Origin of the sequence: Nostoc linckia z4 (genome assembly GCF_002608075.1) — a bacterium.
In the GTDB taxonomy this organism is placed as follows: Bacteria; Cyanobacteriota; Cyanobacteriia; order Cyanobacteriales; family Nostocaceae; genus Nostoc; species Nostoc linckia.
This window is the reverse complement of sequence record NZ_LAHA01000025.1, coordinates 19,338-41,979: the sequence shown is the minus strand read 5'-3', so window position 1 is coordinate 41,979 and position 22,642 is coordinate 19,338. Positions and strand designations below refer to the sequence as shown.

General features: G+C 41.6%; 17 protein-coding genes. 4 read left to right on the top strand and 13 right to left on the bottom strand.

Annotated elements, in window-relative coordinates; genetic code table 11:
- Positions 1–5: 5 nt before the first annotated feature.
- Entirely contained in the window at positions 6–203 is a 198-nt protein-coding gene (locus VF06_RS41035) for a hypothetical protein (protein ID WP_180267928.1), read from the bottom strand.
- 32 nt (positions 204–235) lie between these two features.
- On the opposite strand from VF06_RS41035, the gene VF06_RS20060 reads away from it, so the two are divergent.
- A complete protein-coding gene (locus VF06_RS20060; RefSeq protein WP_099066003.1) occupies positions 236–1,384 on the top strand; it encodes a universal stress protein in 1,149 nt (382 codons plus the stop codon).
- 179 nt (positions 1,385–1,563) lie between these two features.
- On the opposite strand, the gene VF06_RS20055 is transcribed toward VF06_RS20060, so the two are convergent.
- The 9 genes from VF06_RS20055 to VF06_RS20015 all read right to left on the bottom strand — a co-directional run bounded on the left by VF06_RS20055 (position 1,564) and on the right by VF06_RS20015 (position 12,303).
- Positions 1,564–2,598: an ABC transporter substrate-binding protein gene (locus VF06_RS20055; protein ID WP_244917936.1), complete on the bottom strand. Its 1,035-nt coding sequence runs from the start codon at positions 2,596–2,598 to the stop codon at positions 1,564–1,566.
- Between the two features lie 125 nt (positions 2,599–2,723).
- Positions 2,724–3,797 carry an aliphatic sulfonate ABC transporter substrate-binding protein gene (locus VF06_RS20050; protein WP_099066002.1) on the bottom strand — a complete coding sequence of 358 codons (1,074 nt, stop codon included), beginning with the start codon at positions 3,795–3,797 and terminating at the stop codon, positions 2,724–2,726.
- A 164-nt stretch (positions 3,798–3,961) separates the two neighbouring features.
- The gene (locus VF06_RS20045; RefSeq protein WP_099066001.1) at positions 3,962–5,155 is read right to left on the bottom strand and encodes an LLM class flavin-dependent oxidoreductase; all 1,194 of its coding nucleotides are present in this window, start codon (positions 5,153–5,155) and stop codon (positions 3,962–3,964) included.
- Between the two features lie 260 nt (positions 5,156–5,415).
- Positions 5,416–6,654 (bottom strand): acyl-CoA dehydrogenase family protein, encoded by a 1,239-nt coding sequence (locus VF06_RS20040; protein WP_099066000.1) that lies wholly within the window; start codon positions 6,652–6,654, stop codon positions 5,416–5,418.
- 139 nt (positions 6,655–6,793) lie between these two features.
- A complete protein-coding gene (locus tag VF06_RS20035) occupies positions 6,794–7,861 on the bottom strand; it encodes an LLM class flavin-dependent oxidoreductase (RefSeq protein WP_099065999.1) in 1,068 nt (355 codons plus the stop codon).
- 430 nt (positions 7,862–8,291) lie between these two features.
- Entirely contained in the window at positions 8,292–9,044 is a 753-nt protein-coding gene (locus VF06_RS20030; RefSeq protein WP_099065998.1) for a SagB/ThcOx family dehydrogenase, read from the bottom strand.
- A gap of 81 nt (positions 9,045–9,125) precedes the next feature.
- Positions 9,126–10,439, bottom strand: a complete 1,314-nt coding sequence (locus VF06_RS20025) for a YcaO-like family protein (protein WP_099065997.1) — start codon at positions 10,437–10,439, stop codon at positions 9,126–9,128.
- Positions 10,440–10,601: 162 nt separating this feature from the next.
- Positions 10,602–11,723, bottom strand: coding sequence for a TOMM precursor leader peptide-binding protein (locus tag VF06_RS20020; RefSeq protein WP_099065996.1), 1,122 nt, complete (start codon positions 11,721–11,723; stop codon positions 10,602–10,604).
- A 214-nt stretch (positions 11,724–11,937) separates the two neighbouring features.
- Positions 11,938–12,303 carry a hypothetical protein gene (locus tag VF06_RS20015; RefSeq protein ID WP_099065995.1) on the bottom strand — a complete coding sequence of 122 codons (366 nt, stop codon included), beginning with the start codon at positions 12,301–12,303 and terminating at the stop codon, positions 11,938–11,940.
- An 824-nt stretch (positions 12,304–13,127) separates the two neighbouring features.
- Here VF06_RS20015 and VF06_RS20010 point away from each other — a divergent pair.
- Positions 13,128–14,951: an ABC transporter ATP-binding protein gene (locus VF06_RS20010; protein ID WP_099065994.1), complete on the top strand. Its 1,824-nt coding sequence runs from the start codon at positions 13,128–13,130 to the stop codon at positions 14,949–14,951.
- A gap of 597 nt (positions 14,952–15,548) precedes the next feature.
- Here the strand turns inward: VF06_RS20010 and VF06_RS20005 are convergent.
- Together VF06_RS20005 and VF06_RS20000 are read right to left on the bottom strand one after the other, a co-directional pair.
- The gene (locus VF06_RS20005) at positions 15,549–16,055 is read right to left on the bottom strand and encodes a 2TM domain-containing protein (protein ID WP_099065993.1); all 507 of its coding nucleotides are present in this window, start codon (positions 16,053–16,055) and stop codon (positions 15,549–15,551) included.
- A gap of 173 nt (positions 16,056–16,228) precedes the next feature.
- Positions 16,229–17,038: a creatininase family protein gene (locus VF06_RS20000; RefSeq protein WP_099065992.1), complete on the bottom strand. Its 810-nt coding sequence runs from the start codon at positions 17,036–17,038 to the stop codon at positions 16,229–16,231.
- A 386-nt stretch (positions 17,039–17,424) separates the two neighbouring features.
- On the opposite strand from VF06_RS20000, the gene VF06_RS19990 reads away from it, so the two are divergent.
- Both VF06_RS19990 and VF06_RS19985 read left to right on the top strand, forming a co-directional pair.
- On the top strand, positions 17,425–18,141 hold the full coding sequence (locus VF06_RS19990; RefSeq protein WP_099065990.1) for an ROK family protein: 717 nt from the start codon (positions 17,425–17,427) through the stop codon (positions 18,139–18,141).
- A gap of 786 nt (positions 18,142–18,927) precedes the next feature.
- Positions 18,928–19,482, top strand: coding sequence for a peptidoglycan-binding domain-containing protein (locus VF06_RS19985; RefSeq protein ID WP_099065989.1), 555 nt, complete (start codon positions 18,928–18,930; stop codon positions 19,480–19,482).
- Between the two features lie 93 nt (positions 19,483–19,575).
- Here VF06_RS19985 and VF06_RS19980 read toward each other — a convergent pair whose 3' ends face one another.
- Positions 19,576–21,996, bottom strand: coding sequence for a sucrose synthase (locus VF06_RS19980; RefSeq protein WP_099065988.1), 2,421 nt, complete (start codon positions 21,994–21,996; stop codon positions 19,576–19,578).
- Positions 21,997–22,642: the final 646 nt, after the last annotated feature.

Genomic DNA, 22,642 nt, shown 5'->3' with positions numbered 1-22,642 from the left:
ATTGGTCATGGGGCATTGGGCATGGGGCATTGGGCATGGGGCATGGGGCATGGGGCATGGGGCATGGAGACAAGGGAGACAAGGGGGACAAGGTAGCAATTTTTGTCCCCTATCTCCCCCATCTCCCCATCTCCCCATCTCCCCCATCTCCCCATCTCCCCTATCTCCCCCATCTCCCCATCTCCCCATCCCCATCTCCCCATCTCCCCCATCTCCCCCATCTCCTAAAAGTCAGATGTCAGATAACACTGAGTTCCCTGAAAATCTACCTTTCAATTCTGTAAGTTACTCGCTTTATCCGCCACGGCGGGGGAAGCATAAAATCTTTATTGGTATGGCTCCTGGGGTAGGGAAAACCTACCGGATGCTGGAAGAGGGACACGCGCTCAAACAAGAAGGTATTGATGTTGTTGTGGGACTTTTGGAAACCCACGGACGTAAGGAGACAGCAGAAAAGGCAGACGGATTAGAAATTGTGCCCCGCAAGCAATATCCTCGCGGTGGGTTGACCTTAACGGATATGGATACAGATGCTATTTTAAAGCGATCGCCCCAATTAGTCTTAATCGATGAACTTGCCCATACCAATGTCCCTGGTTGTCCACGAGAAAAACGCTACGAAGATGTAGAAATAGTCTTGGCAGCGGGTATCGATGTTTACTCGACAATGAATGTCCAACATCTGGAAAGCCTCAACGACTTGGTAGCGAGAATTACCGGAGTGGTGGTGCGCGAACGGGTTCCCGACAGGATTCTGGATGAAGCAGATGAAGTGGTGGTAGTGGATGTGACGCCGGAAACGCTACAAGAACGATTATTAGAAGGCAAGATTTACGCACCGGAAAAAATCCAACAATCCCTCGATAACTTTTTTCAACGTCGCAACTTAATTGCTTTGCGCGAGTTAGCTTTGCGAGAAGTGGCAGACAACGTAGAAGAAGATGCCATTGCCACCACACCTAATGGTCAATTTTGTAACATTCACGAACGGGTATTAGTATGTGTATCTACTTATCCAAATTCATTGCAACTATTACGCCGTGGTGCAAGACTGGCTAACTATATGAATGCACCATTGTATACTTTATTTGTTGCCGATCCAGAACGCTTTCTTACCAAAGAGGAAAGTTTACACATTCATAATTGTGAAAAATTGTGTAAAGAATTTGAAGGCAGTTTTATTCGAGTCACTAGTAGTAACGTAGCTAATGCCATCGCCGAAACCGCAGAAAAATATCGAATTACGCAAATTGTAATTGGAGAAAGTCAGCGATCGCGCTGGCAAATACTCCTCAAAGGCTCTTTAACCCAAAAATTGGTGCGCTTGCTGAAAAACATCGATTTACACATCATTGCCAGCGAAAAAATGGCTTCACCCAAATAGCTTTTTCACCTTTGAAGTAGAACGACTTGAAAAAACCAATTACCTAATTGATGACACGCCCTAGACGCTTCTAAAATAGGTGATTTTGACATTTAGCTTTTGACTCCTGACGGCAAACGGAATCTAAGGGGGGTAAAGATGTAGGAGTTTAGTTTAATGGTTCATTTTATTGATTAATTTTATTGGCATTTGGCGATATCTTCATTAAAACTATTAACCCAAAGTTGTTTGACATCAACTTTCGAGGGAATTACACCCGCTTGAAAAAAGGTATCAGCAACCTGTTGTTGAGAAGCAATAGCTTCATCAGAAACCGGAAGTATTTCTTGACGACGCTGTTTTTGGCCTTGCTGGGCATCTTGATAAACAATGCCTTCATCAACATTAATGGCGCTTGCATAGGTCTTTGACCATTGTTTGAGGTTAGATTCACGCCAATTTTGGGCTTTCTTTAACCGACATAAGAAATCCGCAATTGCCACTTTTTTTTGTGGCTCGGCGATTGCATTCGGTGAAGCAATAATCACAAAGTTACCGCTTAAAATATCTTGTGCTGATTCCAGCACCCGCGCCCCTTCTTTTTGCGCTTGGGGGATAGAGTAACCATAGGTAGCCCAAGCATCTAGTTCACCTTTACGAAAAGCAGAAAGTCCATCGGGTATCGACAAAGGAATTGCATTGATATCCTTCATCGTCAACCCTACTTTTTCCAACATCTTAATGAGGAAGTAGTGGGCAGTTGTGGCTTTAACGTAACCGACTTTTTTACCCTTAAGATCAGCGATGGTTTTGGCTGTTGAGTTCTTGGGTACAAGTACAACTTGACCAACCGTTGGCCCTTTAAGAGTGGCGATGATTTTGACAGATGCTTTTGATTCAATCGCAAAAATCGGCGGAATTTCACTAGCCGAAGCTAAGTCAATTGCACCAGCATTAATAGCTTGTACCATCAAATTACCGCCAGTAAACTCGGTAAATTGAGTTTGGTAAGGGAAATCATCGAGTCCAGCTGACTTTAAATTTAAGTCCCAACCGCCCTTATACTTGGCAACACGTAATTGAGTTGTATTCGTCGCCGCAATGTCAGATGGAGTAGGATTAGCAGCGATCGTTGCTGGACTGGTAGACTTAACCTTTGAGCAAGCCGTTGTTGCTAAAGCTAACAAGCAAACCAGAGACAAGATAAAATTCTGCCGCAACCAATTGGTAGACACGTTAATTTTTAGGTATAAAAAGATAAAATTTTCTGAGAAACTCTCCGCGTAGCTTGGCGTTAAAAAAAGGTATTCAACTACTCCAACAAATCCGGTTCTTCACTGTCCTCCTTGTCCCTCTACCTTCACCTAGAAGCAGTAGTTCCTAACGGACACACAGATGCAGCAATATCTACTTTTTGAGGAATAATTTTTTGCTCTAGTAACCAGTCAGCTGTTTTTTGAAGATTGGCGACATCTTCACCATTAGGAAATACGTAAGACTCAGGGCCGCGATTTTTAGTAACTTGCTTGGCTACTGCATCAGAAAGTTTTAACTCTTTCACCAAAAAATCTGATGCAGCACTAGTATTTTGATTTAGCCATTCACCATCTTCACTTAAAGCAGTCAGAGCAACTTTTACAGCTACAGGATTTTCTTTAGCTGCATCACTACGAACAATTAGAATGCCGTAGGTAGGAGCAGGGTGTGTAGTAGTAATTCTTCTGGCTTTATGTTCTAATTCGGCAATAGAAATATAAGGTTCCCAAACAGCCCAAGCATCAACAGAACCTTGATATAAAGCAGGTGCGGCATCATTCGGTGATAAATAAACTCGCTGGACTTTTTCTTTAGGAATATTTTCTTTTTCCAAAACTTTTAATAACAGATATTCGCCTGCACCACCTTGATTAACAGCTACTTTTTTCCCGACTAAATCAGCAGGTTTCTGAATAGGAGAATTACCTCTAACTAAGATGGCGTTCCCCAAAGAATTAGGTCTTGGACGCTGTACAGAACCAATACAAAGAGGTTGTCCAGCAGCAATTCCAGAAATGGAAGGAATATCACCACACCCACCAATATCGGCTCGATTACCATTGAGAGAACTTAACAGTGTGGCGCAACGGTCAAATGGCCCAATCCATTCAACTTTAATATTTTGTGCTATTAACTGACGTTCTAACTCACCTCTTTGACGGGCTAGGGGAATAATTCCACCTTTTTGGTAGCCCAAGCGAATGACATTGTTTTTCTCTGTAGTTTTGGTACTAACAGTATTTGAGGTGGTATCTGACTTAGCTGAAACATTGGTAGCTGTTTGTTGGCTGCAACTACAAGCGAGTAGTCCCAAAAAAGAAGCTGCGATCGCCAATTTCTTATCAATATGATATTTCTGTTTGTATGAAAAGCGGTGTTCTTGTAAAGAATTGACCATAATTGACTCCTTGATATCAATTTTTAGGAGTTTAGGCAGGTTTATCTGTAATCACAACTATTAACTACTTTAATTCCATCGACTTAGCGTAGTTAGTATAAATTTGTAGTAGTTCTTGTCCTTGCATCTTTTGAAAAGAGTGTAAGGGTTTAGGGGCTGAAGAATTAAATTCTCAGACCAGCTTGTTTTAGCAGTGGTAAAACGCGCTTACCGAATAAATCTAAATCAGGCTCGAAATCGTAGAAGGCTATTTGAAAACCATCAACACCAGCTTGATGCAGTTGCAAAAGTTGTTCGGTAATTTGTTCTGGTGAACCGATTAGTTGCACATTACCGCCGATAGCACTGCCAACATCATGACGCAGATTTCCTTTTTTATGCCCTCTCCAAGCGTGTGCATCGCTGCTAACACGGGAACGTCCCGCAATTGATTCATAATCAGCCTGGTCAACAATGGCTTGGGCGTATGCTTCTGCCTCTTTTTCGGTTTCTCGCAAAACAATCAACGGATTTAGAAGTGTGCGGACTTGTCTACCTTGGGCGATGGCAGATTGTTTTACACGTTCTGTGTGGGCGGGTAAAGATGACAAAGCACTATCTATATCTCCGCCAGCCGGACTGGTGATAAACACAATATCAGAATGACGACCTGCAAAATCGATACCCGCATCTGAACCAGTGGCGTTAACTAGGATGGGGCGGCCATAAAGCGGACGAGGGCTAATGTAAGCATCTTTGAATTGCCAAGAACTTTTTTGACTCTGGTAAGAAAAATTCTCTGTTTCCGACCAAAGTCTCTTTAAAACAGTGACAAATTCATCAGCCATTTCATAACGGCGATCGTGTTCAATTTGACTCCAGCCAAACAATTCATGTTCATAAGCCCGATGTCCAGTGACAACGTTAATTCCCCAGCGACCTTGAGAAATATGGTCAAGTGTTGCCCCAAATTTAGCTAAATGAATGGGATGCCAAGGCCCATAAAGAACGTGAATGGTGGAAATTAAGAGAATCCGCGAAGTCATCCCAGCTAGAGAAGCTGTTGCAATGAAAGCATCTAAACCCGCTTCCGTGCGAGTCGGCCCCTGTCCACCCTTGGGTTGCCATGTAGAATAACCAAAAACGAGGTCAAAACCCAGTTCCTCAGCCTTTTGGGTCAGCTTGGCATTATAGTCAAACGACCAATCGGTGGTGCGCGGCAAATGTGATGAACTCCAGCCACCGTGATGAATTGGTAAGAATAACCCTAGTAACACAGGCTGTTTGAGAGCTTGAGATAATGGGCTATCGGGATAGTCTGCGGGAGAAGTGATTGTTTTTATCTCCGTTCTGACAGCAGTGGTATCAATTACGCTCATAGTTAAATTTCACAAATAAAAGTCTTGTTAAGAAAGGGTGTGGGGGTATAAGAGTGTGAGGGTGTAGGGAAGAGGTTTAAAGAGAGATATTAATTAGGACTTACGTAATATCTCTCTCAAACTCTTATAACTTCGTGTCCTTCTCTGACGAGACGCTGCGCGAATGCGTCCTACCCTGCGGGAAGCCGCTACCGCGTCTATGCGGTTCGTTTTTTTCATACTTGTGCGTAAGTACTTCTTTCCCCTACACCTTAAACCCCTTAAAAGAATCCTCTCTGCGGTAACGGCGTACCATTTATCTCGTAATCGCCAATTGCACGCGCCTTAAAGTGATTGGGATTATGTGAGGATAAAGTACGGGCGTTGCGCCAATGACGGTCAAAATTAGAGCTTTTCTTCGTTGTCGAAGCCCCGCCGACTTCAAATAGTAAGGTGGCTGAACGTAACGCTAAATCATCAACAATTAATTTGGCTTTGGCTGCATTCAAAGAAGTTTCTAACGCTACAGCCGTTTCTGCTTCTTCACCTTGGGCTTTAGCGGCAGGCAAGCGATCGAGTCCATCGGCGGCGGCTAAAACGATCGCTTCTGCTGCAAAGGCATTAGCCGAAATTTGTCCGATGGTTTGCTGCAAGATGGGGTCATCTGCTGCTTGCTCAGATACCGCATGGTAGAAAGTCCGAGGACGATTATGGACTAAAGTTGTGGCATCACGCAGCACGCTACGAATAATGCCAGCGTTGATTGCCGTCAAGAATAATTGCGGAACGATATTGTATGGCAGATAATCTTTATCTGTATCTGTCTCAAAAATCACTTCTTCTGCCTCTACGCGGACATTAGTGAAGTTAGTCGTTCCTGTGCCTGTAAGCCTTTGCCCAAAGCCATCCCAGTCATCTACAAGCTCAATTCCCTCGCGGTTTGTAGGAATGAGGATGAACGCTGTAGTGCCGTCGGGTACTAGTACACGTACAAAAATCAAGTCTGCATAAAGACTGCCGGTGCTGTAATACTTCGTCCCATTCAGACGATAGCCATTACCATCGGGTGTTAATTTTGTATTCACAACTTGACCACCGCCAGCTCGTTTAACTTCTAATTCGGTGGAAGCAAGTCCAATAATTGCCCCATCAGCCACGGCTTTTAGCCAGCGACGATTTCTTTCGGTGCGTTGAGAACGCAAAATTCGCTCTGTGACAGAAAAATGATTCCGTATAATGTGAGCCACATTTGGGTCAGCATCGCCTAACTTAATCACCACCTCGAATAATTCCCGCGCCGTGGTACCACCGCCACCTTCAGCAACGGGGACTCGCAATGCACCCAACCGGGAACGCCGGATTAAATCAACTACATCAAAAGGCAAGATGCGATCGCGATCGCGCTCACTTGCTCCCAAAGCAATAAAATCAAACAGGGCTTGTAGTTCAGGAGAATTGGCAGTTACAGGAGATGAAAATTTGAAGGTGGAATTTATAACTTTTTCTTCAATTTGAGTCATTGTTTTTCTGCTATTTTTAGAAAGTGGGACGAGTAAGTATTGCTGTCACGTCGCTTTGTTCCAATTTCAAAATTCAATCTGAAGAACTTTTAGGCTATGGGGTATAACTCAACCCCTATATCCTGATTTCTTCTCTCTTTTAGCTGGCGATCGCTGCACTTTCTACTGTTAACCCCCGCACTCTTGGTATAATCTCCGCAGCAAAACGCTCGATTTCTGTGGCAAAGGGCTGGAATTGCAGCATGAACATACCAATTCCTACTTTGGTAAATTCAGCAATCCGATGAGCCACAGTGTCATAGCTTCCAACTAAGCCAGCCGCAGTTCCGCCATTGCTCCCTACACCTGGGTATTTAGCCATATTTTTAAACATGACTACTTCTGAATCTACTCCTTTGAGGAGTTCTGAGCGATCGTCTTGTGCTAGTACCATTGCTCTGAGGTTTTGATATTCTGTTTCTGCTTCTGCGTCTGTTGGTCGAGCAATCACGAAAGCCGACATGGCAAAACCTAAAGGTTGAGAACGAGAGCTAGCTTTTTGATGAACCTGAGCGATGGTTTCGCGGATAACTTCAATTGGACGACCGTTGAGGAAAAATGTATGTGCTTGTTTTGCTGCTAGTTCTTGTGCTGGTTCTGACTCTCCACCCACATAAATACGCGGATGTGGTTTGGCTATGGATGACGGACTAAACCTTAAGTCTTTGATCTGAAAATAATTTCCCTGAAAATTAACTTCTTCTCCACTCCACAGAGCTTTGACGACGCTAATCCATTCATCAGAATAGCGATAACGCTCATCATGTTTCAAGAAGTTTATTCCTGCTTTTTCCATTTCTGGTCTAAACCAAGCACTGACTAGGTTAATCGCAAAACGACCTCGACTGATTGCATCAATACCTAAAGCCATCTTTGCTAAGACGGCTGGATGGAATAGTAATGGTTTCACAGCTGCAATAATCTCAATAGAAGTTGTCGCTTCTGCAAGTGCGGCTGCTGCTGTCCAGGTTTCTAGTTGGTCAAGTTCTTGGTTTCTGGGATTGATGATATGTTGTGCTATTAAAGTTGTGCTAAATCCACACCTTTGGGCCAACTGAATTAAATTCTTGGCTCGTAAGTAACTAGCATCTCGAGGTTCAAGAGGATGGTTCATCACGCCGCAGTTGCCGTAAACAGGTATCCAAATCCCGTAGCGTGGCTCAGTCATAGCTTTCCAGAACCCTTCTCAATGGGTGCTAAAAGTTGATTTTGCATCTAGGTTGTTTTATACGGTAAGTCAGTAGCTTTACCGTAGTATATATGAGATTTGCATATATGAGCCTAAAAAACAAGGGGGTACTTGGATTCTGTGGTGGCAATTGGCATAGAGCCGAGATCCTTGCAAGTGCAGAAATAACGGCTGAAAAAGCTTGCTATATCTAGGTTTCAAAAATTTCAAGGTGAAGATGAAGAGCCACCTCAAAAGGTTGGGGAATATTGTGCAGATTTACCACATAAGCGATTGACACGCCCTAGTAGTTCGGCAAATCAACTTAGCTCTTTAAAGGGGAAAGGGGAAAGGGGAAAGGTTTTAAATCCCTTACCCTTTTCCCCTTTCCCTTTCCCCAGACCTCATCCAGCAAAGTTGACTTGCCAGACTAGTAGTCACCAGTCCCCAGTTCCTTGCTATAACTACCAACTGCAACACAGTAAAGTGCAGCATGATGCTTGCCGTCAATGCCCAAAATGGTGTTCAGACTCATATCATGGAATCCGCCGATACAAAGACTGCCAAGACCTAATTGCACAGCCATTAAACATATATTTTCAGCTTGATGACCAGCTTCCAATAAAGCAAAGCGGTAGCCGCGGGCACCGTATTTACACATCGATCGCATAAAAACAGATGTGAACACAAATAAAGCATTGGCATTCACAACGTAATGCTGGTGTAATAAGGCTTCTACAAAATCTGTTGGTACTGCATCGCTAACTCGATGTAAACCGTGACCGCGTGGCTCATAGTGATATAACCCAGCAGCCAAATCTTCTACTGCTTGTGTAGATACAAAAATTTCCATCGGGTAAAGTCCACCCGCAGAAGGAGAGTTGCGACCTTCAAAGAATTGACCCTCTACTTGGCGCACACCGTTGATCCCGCATCCAGCATCAAGCAGTTGAGCCAATAAGACGAGTGGCATTACCTTGTTATCAAACGATCGCACAGAAGAACGTTGTTCCAAAAGCTCAATTAGCTGATTATTGCGCGGTGCTTGTGGAAGTTCAAGAAAAGGAGCCTCCGGCATATACCGCAGTTGAGTAGCAGAAACGCGCTTGACATAACTCTTAGGTACTGGAGAGTTCAAATGATAAAGAAGAGCTAGCTCCAAAGGTTCTTTATCTGTATACATTGCTTTCAGGGAACTCCAAAAAATAAACAATGGAATGGTAGTTGAGTGTTGACGGTTGACTGTTGACCGTGAACCGTCAACTTAAGCCATAGGATGCGGACAGGGATTTAGAGTGTCTTCAGTACGTTGTCCGGTGTAACCCAGTTTTTCTGGAACCTCGAACAAACGTCTAGTACCCAGTGGTTCTTGTCCGTAGCCGAAGTATATGGGGACTAGTCCACTGGCCAATGTCCGGACTACTCGAAAACCAAGAGTCCTGATATCAGGGGTTGTAATCTCAACTAAATAAGGTTCAACGCCAGCTGAATGTAAGTTGACAATGAGCGATCGCAATTTCTCTATCTCTGGTTGAGATGGGTAAGTTGGTAAATTTTCAACTTTTAGCTGTTGGTCGTGGTGAAATAAGAAGTCCAACTCACCCAGCCGAGCGGTACTATAGAAAAAAGCACTGTGATCGTCCAAAGATTTAATATCAGTATATTGCTTAAGATTAGCCCCAGCGCCGCCCCTCATACGTTCTATGTCACCAAAGCGGCATTGGCAAACTTCAAAAATCGCTTTACGAAGCGCCGTTGGCCCGTCAAGATGGCATCCTAAACCGGTGGCGACGGCGGGAGTTTTGCCGGAACTATCGATTAACATGGCCATCACAACTGGGACTTTAATATCAGTAGTCAAATCGAAGGTAACTAACTCAATTCCAAATCTCCCATAGTGGCGGGCAATTTCGGTCTCAATTCCCGGTCGATGGTCGAAATAAATCCGTGGAGCAGGTAACCGATTTAACCATGTAATCATAAAAGCATCCCGCTCTATTAATTCGCACAAGCCACTGTAGGCAGCAAATTCAAGAGTAGGCCCGCTAGCCATACCGTTAGAACTTACGGGTAAAATATAATCCCCTGGAAAATCGCTATACCAATGAAAATAAACCAGAGAGGCTGGAACTAAAACCTGTTGATTAGTTAGCAGAGAAAGGGCAGCAATCCACGAAGTCTGCATTGCGCCATTGAAAGCTGCAAAGGGAAAAGTGGGGTCAGAGTATTGTTTATCAGAAAACGAGAAAAAAGCTAGAGGAGGGACGATGGCATCATTATCTAATTCTTTGTAGCTACTAACAACAATCTGGCGATCGTCAAATATGCTACCACAGTACCGTTCTATAGCTTCCCCAACAGCGCCGAAAATTGCTTGTTCATCAGTCATCCCCCTGCCTACACCGTAGCGTAAATCATCTTGCTGTTTGCGAAGCTGAAAATTTGCTAATTCAGCTTGCCACAAAACCGGCAACTCAAACTCTGTATAAGGCTTACCGAACCTATCTAAAGCTCGGATAATTCCAGTATGCGGGCTGACTAAATCGCGCCACCGTGGACTAGCTGCTACTGCATTCACTGTGTTCTCTCCTAGTTTGGAAGTAGGGAGTAGAAGGAGGGGAGCAGGGGAAAAGGTTAAAGGTTAAAGGGAAAAGGAATCAATTTAATCTTTCCCCTTTACCCCTTTCCCTTTCCCCATGCCCTGTTTGCCCCATTCCCCTCCTAATCAATATGTCAGTTGTTATGATTGCCCCGAACAATGAGGACAACCAGGTTTTTTTAAGACAACGTTGTGAGTTAGTTTTGTGCCGATTAAATCGAGGTGCAATAATTTTCCGTCAGTGGCGATGGGTAGACCGAGTAATATTTTGACTGCTTCCAGAGCTAGGTAACTACCAACTAACATCTGGCCTATGGGCAAGTTTTCTCGTAGTCTTGGTTGAGTACGGCGTTCTCGGTTGAGAAACTGTTCGATTGCTAACTCTGCTTCCGGAAGTTTGGCACAGGCCATAGCCCGCATTCGATAGCACAAATAGCAAGGGCCATCCTGAGAAAAAACCAAGGGGCCGATAGTTCCTTCAACACCAGCAGCACCGCCTGGTAGTAATGCACGCTGCATTTTCAGGCATAGTCTGTTCAAGCGATAGGCTAGATTGACTGATACTGCATCGGTGGCGACAATAACGAGGTCAACGTCATCAAGTAAAGCATTGATTGTTTCGTCGTTAGTTAAAGGATCTGTGACAACTTCAGTTCTGGTGACTCCTACCATCGCCTCGATTTGTCGAGCTGCTTCCACACCTCGAAAAGCACCGATTTGATTAAATACCAAGCCTGACATCATCGAGGAATCGGATACCACTGTAGAGGTATCATCGCATAGACGTAGAAAACCAATACCAGCACTAGCTAGATTCATTGCTGTTACTAGCCCTGAACCTGCAAGTCCAAAAACGGCAATTCTAGCCTTGGTTAAGTACTTCTGGACATCCTTTTGCTCAAAGCCGAGTTCATGATAAAGACCGATTTGAGGGAGTAAATAAGCACGACTATCTAAATCATCAACTGTATCTTCCAAAAACTCTTCTACTAAACGATTGTCCATCAAAAACTCTAAACATTGATTTAATGAAGAATCTGTCAACTTTTCGCCGACGGTAGCACGTATTTCTCCTATTGTTCTGGAGCCGTCTAATAAAGGTAAAATAATCCTTTCCACGTCGTGCAATGCTTGACCTTTCACTGCTAGTGTTCGCCGCGTGGTCTTGAATATCATGGTTTCTTCGTCATGACAATCTGGCGGCATAACGCCAACAATGATATGTTCTAGTAGACGCAGGCGGCGATCGTCGTTTAATTTCATAGGCTTTTTCACAAGGTTGTTAACTGTTGACTGATGACTGTTAACCGTCAACAGTCAACACAAAATTCCATCACCTTTTAATGGTGTGATGAACTGAATTAGGGAACTCCAAAAAACAAATTATTCCGCTGCAAGTCATTGATTGTTAACGGTTCACAGTTAACAGTCAACAGTCAACAACCTTCTAGAGAATATTTTTTTATTTGGAAGTCCCTTAGTACCCAAATCCGACTTCATCAGTGTCTTCTATGACACCAGATAGTGTTTTTTGATCGCGAAATCTACATCCACCACATCCACCACAAGGTCTACATCCAGCACAAGGTCTACATCCGCCACATGGTATGCATCCACCACAAGGTCTACATCCACCACAAGGTCTACATCCGCCACATCCACCACATCCGCCACAACTAGCAAACCATCTTTGTTGAATCGTAGAGTCAAATACTCCTGAGGTTGCGAATTTTTCTAAAGCTGCTATTTCCTCATCAGACAACAGAAGTTGTTCTAGTTTGTCTGCTTTATCTATTAAACGCATTTCTAGTGTTGGTTGAGTTAGTGTTTTTTGTGCAAGCATGATTCCTTAATCCTTTGAACTTCAATTCTTTGATTGGTCTGTAAATCTGCATTCCATTACGGAAAAAACTTTGATGATTTTTTTGAGTCAACAAAATTTTCACCGTTGCATAGGTATTTCAACAAGTGAGTTGGAATAAATGACCAGAACATTGAACAACGCTTAATTTTGTTCAAAATTTTGCTGTAATTAACGTCACCAACCAATAGTGCAATACTGTTCAATTAACAGCATGTAGCTCCATAAAATACCCCAATGAACGGGGAGTTGGGGGGCTTAGTTCTCTCCTTTTTCAGGAGGGTTCGGGAGGAGCGAATCTTAAGTGAACTGTATTAACTAATAGTCTTTTTGTGAGCCTTTAATTCTTATAACAATATCTGTTTCTAGAGCTTTTTATTCTTTCTCAAGAGGTATATTGTACTATAGATAACAATTTCATTCTGAACTAAGCCAGATGAAATTAAGTCTTGATAACACTAAAAAAAACTACCATAGTGTGTCATTAAATTAAAAAAATCTTGAATATGAAATAATTTGAGAGTTAAAGTCGATTTTTCAATAATCAGATTACCTCCAGTAAAAATGTGACTCTATTCATTTATGAATACGACTTTAGTCAAGTAGTAATACTCCGATTATACGCAGAAGATTATCTCATCAGATTAGCTGGAACTCAATATATTATCAGGTTTGGATTGTAGACTTGATATTAGTGCGATCGCCTGAATAAAAATAACCATACTACGATTATAAACAGGAGATTCTTGAACAACAATAATTGTTGAAAATTAAAGAAGTATCTTAATAAAAATCAGGTTGAATTCATGAGCGATTTCAGAGTTGGGTTTAAGGAGTACACTAGAGTTTTATTTCGTTCTCTACCTTTGTTATGGACAGCAGCACCTAAAGAAATGCTTGTCTTGGTTGCTGTCACTTTGTTACAGGGGATTCTTCCTGCTATCAGTGTTTGGATTACTAAACTAGTGGTGGATACTGTAGCAACAGCATTAACATCCGGCAAAGAATTAGGTAATGCTATGTTGTTACCTTTAGTAGCAGCATGGGTGGCAGCTTTATTATTACAAACACTTTTGTATCCTTGGATATTCGCACTTCAAGGAAATCTCAATGATAAGTTAACTGCTCATATCAGCTTATTATTAATGCATAAAGCTGATTCTTTTCCAGACTTGAGCCGTTTTGAAGATTCTCAATTTTATGATGAGCTACAACTTCTGCAAGAACAAATTAACTATAAGCCGTTGAATTTGCTGAATAATTTGGTTGAATTAGGTCGCTCTTTGGTAACTTTGATTGTTATTGTTGGACTACTAGCACCCCTAGCTTTTTGGATACCACTGGTAATTGGGATAGCAACTATACCTCAAATAGTGGTTTCTTCCCAGTATGGTAGAGCTATTTGGCTAACTTTATTTGAAAACAGTCCTCATGCTCGGAGAATGCAATATTACACTTCAGTGATGCTCACGGACACCTATGCTAAAGAAATCAGGTTATTTAAGCTAGGTTCGTTTTTTATGGAGCGTTACCTGCAAGCATTCGAGTCTTTACATCAATCTATGCGTTATCTGAGGGGCAAGCAAGCATTTTGGTCATCTAATTTAGCTATTTTGAGTACTTTAGGAAATGGTTTTGCCTTTTACTGGGTGGTAAATAAGGCTTTTAAAGGAGATTTCACCCCAGGAAGCGTACTTCTTTTTGTACAGTCATTGACTTACTTCCAAAATAATCTAGAAGGATTTGTTGGTAATTGGCTGGATTTGTTTGAGAATGTTCTCTACATGGAGAAATTTTTCAATTTTCTCCATAGCCCAATTCCCATGCCATTGAGCATACCTGGAGAAAAAATACCAACTCCCATTCGCTCAGGTATTACTTTTGAGAAAGTTGACTTTTACTACCCAGATGGTCGGTTAGCTCTCAAGGATATTTCTTTTACCCTTTACTCTGGGCAAACGGTAGCGATCGTAGGGGAAAATGGAGCAGGTAAAACTACTCTAGTTAAGCTATTGACCAGACTATACGATCCAACCATAGGAAGGATTCTAGTGGATGGTATAGACCTGAAAAATTTCAATTTGGAACAATGGCGGCAGCAAATTGCTGGAGTTTTTCAGGATTTTGGACATTATGCCCTGACTTTGGGAGAAAATATCGCTTTAGGCAACCTAGCGGCTTTGGAGTCTCCAGATATTTTAAAGTACGCGGTTGAAAAAGCTGATATCGCCAAATTAGTCGAGCATTTCCCCGCAAAGGAAGATACGCCACTGGGTAAGCAGTTTGGCGGAACTGAACTTTCTGGAGGTCAATGGCAAAAGTTAGCTCTCGCTCGTGCTTTTGTCCGCCAACAAGCCCAATTACTACTTTTAGATGAGCCTACAGCCGCACTCGATCCCCGCAGCGAATACGATCTTTATCTGCGATTTATGGAGTTAGCTGAGGGCAAAACCACTATTCTCATCACCCACAGATTAGCTTCAGTGCGGATGGCTCACCGCATCTTAGTTCTCAAAGCTGGATGTTTAATTGAAGATGGTACCCATCAGGAACTTTTACAGCATGGAGGCGAATATACCACGCTGTGGAATATGCAGGCACAACACTATGGTATTTCCGACCCACAGTAAAAAATAAACAACAGGTTGAAGCGTTGACCGTTGACAGTTCACAGTTAACCGTCAACAGTCAACAATATCAATCTTTGAGTGCAACTTAGTATCAATAGAGGCGTGGTGAAATCTAAAGAAAATATTAAGGGAATACCCAGATAAAATTGGGTAGAAATTGGGTAGTTATCCCCTATTTTTTACCAACCTCTTGAGCCATAATTATGTGTATAGAAAACCGCCGGCAAAGATTTTTAGCTGGCATTTAATAAACCCTATAAAAGCAAAGCCTTGAATTTTTCAGGGCTTTTTAAATTAGCTGATACCTTCAGCAGAGGTTTACGCTACTTTCACTCATAGATTTTTTACGTGAAGATAGCTGAAACTTGGCAAAACACCGATGACCTCACATGAGTTCTTCAACTTGGCACAAAGATTGAACTAATAGACTAGTAGTTCACCAAGTGAATTTGGCTTTTTAAAGGGGAAAGGGGAAAGGGGAAAGGGGAAAGGTTTTAAATTTCTTACCCTTTTCCCCTTCCCCTTTACCCACACCTCACCAAGCATTGTTGAGTTGTCAGACTACCAGTAATGTTTCATCACCGAATTTTTCGATATCTAATAAGTCTGGAATGCTTTAAACCATTTATTCAAAACTGTACTGATGGTTTTCTTAATTTGATGCTTGCGGTTCCACTTCTGGAATGCAATTTCATATTCTTCGCCTTTAATTTGAAAGGTATTCCAGACATCAAGCCCTACTGGCAATCCGCAGAATAGTAAAATGTACAGCGACCAAGAAATTCCGCCACCAGTGATAAAATCTATCAGTATCAAAAAGCCATTGAATATTGCATAATTGCCTAGACGTTTTTGAAATCTTCTCTTGCGGTAAGCGTCAAAAGCTTTTCGTTGTTGGCTTTGGCTTTGTTGCAATAACCAATCGCGTTCTGCTAATTTTAAAGACTCAGGTGAAATTTCTAACTCAGCAGCAATTTCTAATACTTGTTCGTAGGAAAATTCTTTGTCTTTATCATCAGCTTGACGAGCGATCGCTAGCTGTAGAATTTGTTGTACATCTTCTTGGTTATAAGAGCGGATGCTTTGAGGTTCAAAGGCCGTCATAATTCTGTTTCTGATAAAATTTTCAATAGCAACTTAACTATCTGACAGATTTTAACTAGCTACGCTAGTACTACTATAGCAATCCTATTTGAGTTGTGAAAAATATCGGTGTTGACTGTTGACTCTCAACAGTCAACAGTCAACAGACTAATGTTATGGATGCTGTGCCGCATCTATAAACCTTGAACTTTTGGTTGTTGAAAAGCGTAAATATCTTGAATAACTTGTACCCAACCGTTAGCCACAGATTCGAGAATGCGATCGCCTTTTTCTTTAGTTGCGGTTGTAGCGTCACCAATCACTCCACTTTCACTGATATCTCGCGTTACCCAAGCCACAGGTAACTTGCCCTCCCAACTCAGTAAAGTACTTTCTGTTGGTTCTGGTGGATACTCTGCAACGGCTTTTTCTAGCTGCACTCGTTCCGGCAACAGTGATAACATAATACTAGTTTCGGCATCTCCAGCGTGCATTCCCAGCGCTGCTTCTTTCGGTGTCAATAATTCTTTAGTAATATTAGGCACGCGCCAAGTAAACAGGGGAAATACCATAAAATCATCATACTGGACGTGCAAATCCCGCGCCGCCATTTGCATAACTTGGGGTTGTCCGCCGTGGGAGTTCATTAACACTAATTTTCTAAACCCAGCACGGTAGATACTTTCTCCCACTTCCATAATGATTGCCGTTAGAGTTGCCGTGCTGAGGGTAATTGTGCCGGGAAAGTGCCAGTGTTCGTTAGATTTGCCGTAATAGAGGGTTGGTAAAGCATAAGCCGGAATACTAGGATCGAGTTTTTCCAATGCTTTACCCAGTACCCCCACACCAATAGCAGCATCTACAATTAATGGCAAGTGGGGGCCATGTTGTTCAATTGCCCCTACTGGTTGGATAATAACCACATTTTCCTTATTTGGCATTGCCTGGATATCAGTCCAACTCAGATAGGGGAAAAATCGTTGTGGAGGGATGAAGCTGTGCATATTACTGAAATGTTTATATTTTAGGGTATGGGGCATGGGGCATGGGGCATGGGGAAAGGGAAAAGGGGAAAGGGGAAAGGGGAAAGGGGAAAGGGTAAAGGGAAAAGGGTAAGGGGAAAAGGGGAAAGATTAAATTTATCAAAACAATCGGGTCTAAAACCTCGCCTTTTAAGGCGAAAAGTTAGGCGTGCGGGGTCTAAATCCCCGTTACAAAACTGCGCTTTTGACTTCCGACTTTTTTAATTTTTTTCCCTTTAACCTTTAACCTTTTCCCTCTTTCCATACCCATGCCCCATCAATAATGAAGACTCTCCAAATATCCGGATATTACCAGATGTACCAAAGCATAATAACGAAATAACAAGCTGTGACAGGGATGTAACTCAATGGTTGAAGAAAATGGATCGATTCGTACATTGTCAGTTGATATTGGTGGTAGTGGAGTTAAGGCGATAGTTTTGGATATTACAGGAAAGCCAATAACTGAAAGAGGACGTTTAGATACGCCACAACCTGCTACGCCTGAGGTTGTAATTAATGCGATTGCTGTGTTAGCGGCGGCGCAGGGTGAGTTTCATCGGGTTTCTGTGGGTTTTCCCGGTGTGGTGCGCTGTGGAGTTACGGAAACAGCGGTAAATTTGCATCCAGATTGGATTGGGTTTGATTTGGAAACAGCATTACTAAAACGCTTAAACAAGCCTGCACGAGTAATTAATGATGCAGATATGCAAGGGCTTGGGGCGATCGCAGGTAAAGGTGTAGAATTGGTGATTACTTTGGGTACGGGGTTTGGTTCGGCTTTGTTTGTGGATGGAAAGCTGGTGCCGAATATGGAAATGGGACATCATCCATTTCGCAAAGGAAAGACTTTTGAAGAACAACTAGGACGGGCAGAGTTAGAAAAAATTGGTGATAAAAAATGGAATAAGCGTTTACAAAAAGCCATCGCATCTTTGCAACATTTGTTTAATTATGATTATCTATATATTGGCGGTGGCGAAGCCGTAAAAGTGAATTTTCAGTTACCTTTAAATGTAAAGCTGATCCCCAATATCACTGGTTTATTAGGCGGTATTGCTTTGTGGAAAGATGAAAAAAGGTAACATGTTTTGCCATATTTACAGATGAGTATCCTCAGTACAATGTTTCTTTAATTCCTGAAAACGTCTGCTTGGATAAGGTTTTACATGGCTTTGCGTTGAATTTTTAACCTTCAATTGATGATGAATTTACGCAAAGCTCTAATCATAAGTAAAGTTGCTAAAACTAAATAATACTGCAACAAGCACCATGTATCCATCAAGATAATATTGAACGATAAAAAGTAGATAATCCTCTCCAAAGGAAGACAAATTATTGGGTTCGAGAGCTTATCATTGTTGCCAAATACTACACCAATGAATCTTCAAAAAATTAACTCTGAAAATCCAGTAGTATTTTTGCTTGCAGGATAAATATGATAAGGCTGCATCAGCATACCAAGCGTCAGCCAAAGATGACTAGACAAATTTGTGCGATCGCATTCCCATACGATCGCATAGTATGTTATTGTCTAAACCATTGATTTAGACAAGATATCTTACAAGTTGATAGCTGAATCAAAGATAAAAAAAGCACAAAGACTAATGATATTAGTCTAATTAGGCAAAATGGGAGGTAGAAAAAATATTACATATAGCAGAATTGAGAATTTGGTATTCAAAATTGGAAACTAAAACACGCTTTCTAGTTGGCTACTAGACACATCTTTGTGTAATTCACTTTACTTTAAATCTGCTGTATGTCAAAAAATCACTAGTTGATTTTTTTATTGCAACAGTATCCAGTATCCCGGACAGCTGTACTGTTGTTTGTTAAAAGAAATATTGGTTTAACTAAAATGAACGACAATGACTGAAATTGGCCTGATGATGACGGGCGTTTTAACAGCAAGACAAGCATCTGGGCCTAATTTGCCAGAACAGCAATTATTTCAGATGGAACATGACATTAACCAGTCAAAAGGCAGTCAATTAGAAACAACTGCTCAAGTCACACCACCTGAATTCATACAAACAGATGCAAATTTGCAGGCTTCTTTAAGAGGGATCGCGCTAGAAAAAGAACATACAGTTCAAAAAATTGACAATAAGAATCAGTTCCCAGGTTCTGGTGGTTTAGTACAGCCTCAGAAATATTCTCAATCGGTAGGGAAAAACCCTGCAAAGTCTGGGGGAAAATTTGATAAATATAGTACACAGCCTCTACCAACTCTTTATTTTGGTAGTTCTGGTGTGGCTGTCAGAGCTTTACAACGGCTTTTGGTCTCTAACGGATATACCGTTAGAGTTGATGGAATCTTTGGGGCGCTGACGGAAACTGCTGTCAAAGCATTTCAAAACCAGCGGAACTTAGCAGTGGATGGAGTCGTAGGTCAGCGAACTTGGCGCGCGCTAACAATTTAGTTAAGAGTTGAGAGTTGGGAGTTAGGAGTTATAAAATTTTCATTCTTCATAGGTTTTTAACTCTTCACTCCTCAATCCTCACTCCTAACTAAATTATCGGTACTTATGCTGCTCCAATAACTGTTGCGCTCTTGGCTTGTAAATTAAATAGAATAGAGCCTCTATATAGCGCAACAAATCTTCTCGATTTTCCTTAGAAGTAAAGTTCCAAAAGCCATAAATCCGTGCTAGTGATAACAGCTTGGTGGTGTGAATTTTCCAAGTATAGGTACTGTAAACTCGGTCAATGGCTCGCTGGGAAATTTCATTCCAATAATGTGAATTTTGTTCGCACTTAGTGATAAAGTCCACAATTATTGTTGCTGTTTCCTCTAAATTTGTCGGGTTAATGTAGAATCCATTAACTTTGTTTTGAATAATTTCTAGCGGCCCGCCAAACTGTGTAGCGAAGGTCGGTAATCCTGAAACCATCGCCTCTAAAATTGTTAAACCGAAAGCTTCAAATAAAGCTGGTTGGACAAAAATTCCTTGGTGGTCGGCAATCACTCGGTAAATTTCACCAGAATCAGTTTTGGACAAGCGCACACCCAACCAGCGAATTTTTCCGTGGAGATTGTATTCGTCAATTATGCGGTAAAGTTTGACAATTTCATCTCGTTCTTCGTTGTCTTCGGATTCTTCTACACGCAACTTACCAGCCACTAAAATTAAGTTGCAATGTTCTTGTAATTCTTTACTTTGACCAAAGCATTCAGCTAAGCCTGTGAGGTTTTTGATGCGGTCAAGACGCGCCATTGAAAACAGAGGACGCTTGTGAGGATCGTCAAGTTTGCCAAAAATTTGGCCTGGGTCATCTAAGGTAAAAAGCATTTCAGCAAGGCGCTGGCGATCGCTTTCTACTCTATCTTGAGTCCGAGTGTAGGGAAAATAGTAATTTTCGTTGACTCCAGGCGGTACAACATTAAATTTGGGACTGAATAATTCAATGCCATTGGTTACATGGTATAACTCCGGCATGGTGAAGCATTTATAAGATTCGTACTGTCCCACACTATCAGTAGTTCCCACAATTTCTTGGTAGGTGCTGCTAATCACAAAATTGGCAGCGTTCATGGCAATTAAGTCGGCTGTAAATTGCAAGGAAAAATGATATTTATCTTCTAAATCTTGCCAGTAAAGGTTACTAAACAAGTATTTAGATTTTTCCAAAGCATGGGCAATATTACACTGCGTGACTTTCATCCGTCGCGCCAACAAAAATGCTACTAAATTTCCATCAGTATAGTTACCAACTATTAAGTCTGGTCTACCATGAAATTCTGCCCGTAGTTCTCTTTCAGAGTCAATGGCGAAAGTTTCCAGATAAGGCCAAAACTCAAACCGGGAAATCCAGTTTTGAGTCATATTTGGATTAAATTCCCGCAGAGGGACTCGCAAAATCCAAGCATTTTCTGTGCCATAAACTTTTTCTAGCCGTTGATTACAAAGAGTACCATCACTATTAGGAATCAAGCGGCTAAGAATAATCACTTTTGGCTGGACGTTCAATCCTTCTAAGCCAGCTAGAAAAACATCTTCTTGCAATTGTTTTTCTAGACTTTTTGCTTGGTCAAGGACGTAAACCACTTGACCGCCAGTATCAGGACGCCCCAAAACGCCTTCTTGTCCGAACCATCCGTGGGCTGACACCAGGACGATTCTAAAAATCATTGGAACGCGAGAAATGAAGGCTTCTAGGGTCTGGGGATCGGGAGAATCAATTAATTCATCGAGAATATTTAGAGTGTCTCGCACGCGGGCTGCGGTATTACCCCAACCCGGTTCAAAACCCATTATTTGCAACTGGAAACGGAATTTTTCGTAGGGTTCATCATCGGGGCGATCGCTAACAAAGTTTATGGCTTTCTTAACTTGGTCGGAAAGTTGCTGCTGGGATTGGATGCGATCGTTTACCAGCAATTGTACGCCGTTGTATTGGTGTAAACGCAAGAAATTCAACAAGCTTTCTAGCAATTGTTTGGAGTCTTGAAATATTTTGCTAGAGAGATAGCGGTTGAGAAATTGTACCCCCTTACCAATATTTTTCGGGTCGCGGATAACTGGGGTGTAATCATAAAACGGGCCGAAATCCAACTCTAGCAGGTCGCCGTCGCTGGGATGATATTTGTTCACCAGGCGATCGCGTAAATCGAGTAAATCCTGCACCGTCATCGGCTCAACACTCAAGTCGGACGTTAACCAATAGACTTCTTGACTGGCAATTTTAGAACGAATAATGAAACAGAAGTTTGAGTCCTCTTGAATAATTTCCTGAGTGTAGTAAATGAGTTTACTTAAGTCAGATGTAGTGTAAAATGCCTCAGGTTTCTGGTACTTGGAACAATATTCAGCGTATACATTGAGTATGTCATTTCGCAGCAAGTACTTCTTTTCTTGTTGGCGTAATTCACTAATAAAGGAACGCAAATCATTTTTTTCTTCACTATCTAAGACTGCTTGCAGCAATTCAGACATGGTAACTCCAGTGGATGACGATGTTTGCATTTAACTTTCAGTACTTTTGTCTAACTGCGTAGAAACAAATACAAAATCACACAGATAAACTATATTACCTGTGTATCTACGAGTATCTACTTTTCAGCAGCACTGAAATCATCTTGTACTTTACTTAAAGTATCTATTACTCAGTATTTTTGGCTCTCACCAAAGGAATACTATTGTTCTTTCTTTTGACAGATGTTGTTAAATAACTGATACAATCATTGGCGAACCAACTCTTATTATAATTTCCAATTCGTAATAAATTGTCTGTGAGTTATGAATTCTGCCATTGCTATAACTATATTCTTCAAAAACCTGAAACAAAAGTTATTTTTTTCGCTTCAACCTTAATCTGAAGTTAAACTTAGATGAATTAAAATCAACTTTTGATTTTAGCTCCACTCATCTTAATTCAGTTTAGTTATAATTTCATCATCAAGATTTTTCAATCAGGTCGATTATATGGCAGACAATACACACAACTTAACATCTTCTGACCACAGTGTAGGCAACATTATGATTATTTCTTTGCTTGCCTTTTGTGGTTTGACTTTCATCATTCTTTTAGGTCTTTTTTAACAATTGAAATTCCTTTCCAAAACACAATTCTTACAATTAA

Excerpts from the sequence above, each read along its gene's own strand:
- VF06_RS20010 (WP_099065994.1), top strand. The coding sequence starts at position 13,128 with ATGAGCGATTTCAGAGTTGGGTTTAAGGAGTACACTAGAGTTTTATTT.
- VF06_RS20050 (WP_099066002.1), bottom strand. The coding sequence starts at position 3,797 with ATGGTCAATTCTTTACAAGAACACCGCTTTTCATACAAACAGAAATAT.
- VF06_RS20005 (WP_099065993.1), bottom strand. The coding sequence starts at position 16,055 with ATGACGGCCTTTGAACCTCAAAGCATCCGCTCTTATAACCAAGAAGAT.
- VF06_RS20060 (WP_099066003.1), top strand. The coding sequence starts at position 236 with ATGTCAGATAACACTGAGTTCCCTGAAAATCTACCTTTCAATTCTGTA.
- VF06_RS19980 (WP_099065988.1), bottom strand. The coding sequence starts at position 21,996 with ATGTCTGAATTGCTGCAAGCAGTCTTAGATAGTGAAGAAAAAAATGAT.
- VF06_RS20015 (WP_099065995.1), bottom strand. The coding sequence starts at position 12,303 with ATGCTTGCACAAAAAACACTAACTCAACCAACACTAGAAATGCGTTTA.
- VF06_RS20000 (WP_099065992.1), bottom strand. The coding sequence starts at position 17,038 with ATGCACAGCTTCATCCCTCCACAACGATTTTTCCCCTATCTGAGTTGG.
- VF06_RS19985 (WP_099065989.1), top strand. The coding sequence starts at position 18,928 with ATGACTGAAATTGGCCTGATGATGACGGGCGTTTTAACAGCAAGACAA.
- VF06_RS20035 (WP_099065999.1), bottom strand. The coding sequence starts at position 7,861 with ATGACTGAGCCACGCTACGGGATTTGGATACCTGTTTACGGCAACTGC.
- VF06_RS41035 (WP_180267928.1), bottom strand. The coding sequence starts at position 203 with ATGGGGAGATGGGGATGGGGAGATGGGGAGATGGGGGAGATAGGGGAG.
- VF06_RS20040 (WP_099066000.1), bottom strand. The coding sequence starts at position 6,654 with ATGACTCAAATTGAAGAAAAAGTTATAAATTCCACCTTCAAATTTTCA.
- VF06_RS20020 (WP_099065996.1), bottom strand. The coding sequence starts at position 11,723 with ATGAAATTAAACGACGATCGCCGCCTGCGTCTACTAGAACATATCATT.
- VF06_RS20045 (WP_099066001.1), bottom strand. The coding sequence starts at position 5,155 with ATGAGCGTAATTGATACCACTGCTGTCAGAACGGAGATAAAAACAATC.
- VF06_RS20030 (WP_099065998.1), bottom strand. The coding sequence starts at position 9,044 with ATGTATACAGATAAAGAACCTTTGGAGCTAGCTCTTCTTTATCATTTG.
- VF06_RS19990 (WP_099065990.1), top strand. The coding sequence starts at position 17,425 with ATGGTTGAAGAAAATGGATCGATTCGTACATTGTCAGTTGATATTGGT.